This window comes from Bacteroides reticulotermitis JCM 10512, assembly GCF_000517545.1.
Lineage (GTDB): Bacteria > Bacteroidota > Bacteroidia > Bacteroidales > Bacteroidaceae > Bacteroides > Bacteroides reticulotermitis.
On sequence record NZ_BAIV01000091.1, the window covers coordinates 1 to 924 of the forward strand.

General features: G+C 27.1%; 2 protein-coding genes. One reads left to right on the plus strand and one right to left on the minus strand.

Annotation, left to right across the window (positions count from 1 at the left end):
• The coding region (locus JCM10512_RS22880) for a hypothetical protein (protein ID WP_044165939.1) at positions 1 to 277 on the plus strand (277 nt) is incomplete at its 5' end.
• On the opposite strand, the gene JCM10512_RS21060 is transcribed toward JCM10512_RS22880, so the two are convergent.
• Complete coding sequence (locus tag JCM10512_RS21060) at positions 278 to 541, minus strand: hypothetical protein (RefSeq protein ID WP_044165941.1); 264 nt, start codon at positions 539 to 541, stop codon at positions 278 to 280.
• Positions 542 to 924: the final 383 nt, after the last annotated feature.

A 924-nucleotide genomic window follows, 5' to 3' on the forward strand; every position in this document is an offset into this window, starting at 1 on the left:
TTTAGTAAGAGTTGAATTACATAATGCAGATGATGATCATTACAACACTCTCCATTCAGAAATGCAAAAGCAGGGTTTTAGTAAGACTATTATAGATGATGACAACAAAGAGTTTCATTTGCCTACAGCAGAATACATTAAAGAGTGTGATTGTGATGTAGAGAAGGTACTATCTTTTGCTAATAATGCAGCTTCTAAAACTAAGGTGAAATATTCAATTATAGCAGTAGAATATGTTGATTTTCTGGGTTATCAATTGAACCCTGTAGAAAAATAGTTAATGATCATCCATATCAAAATGAATATCATCTGACAGATTATCAAACCAATCATCAGGTAAAACTCTAACTCTTGGTTTATGTTGACCATTCTCATTTTTGTTAACAGTTTTATTTATAGGTTTATCAAAACTATGAATAACACATCTATAAATCAAAATTCCAAAAAGATGTATTGTTGTTGTTTTACTGAAACTACTTATTCTAATATCTTTTTCAAAAAATGAAAAAGGTGGTTTTTGATTGTTTTTTTCTTTATTCATAACACTATCTTTTCAATATAAATATTTAAAGAAATAGAAAAATAAGAAATGGGCATTCCCTTTAATTAGGTTTGCCCATGATTTTGATAAGAATATTCACAAGGACAGAACATTTAGTAAAACAATGGCTATTATTAGTTGTATTGTTTCAATAATTGGTGGAGGTGCAGCAGGTGCAATAATCACCTGCTTTCTCAAATAAAAACAGCATTTATCTATCTTTATCAATATTATGTAGTTTACAGTATATTGCTGCAAGAGTAAATATTATCCCAATATGTCCAATACAATTAAAGATAAATAAAACCATTAAAATTCCTTCTATATTCATAACCTATACATTTTTATTAAATATATAAATTTTACAATTAATTCCAAAATAG

Coding starts and splice junctions, on each gene's coding strand:
- JCM10512_RS21060 (WP_044165941.1), bottom strand. CDS start 541: ATGAATAAAGAAAAAAACAATCAAAAACCACCTTTTTCATTTTTTGAA.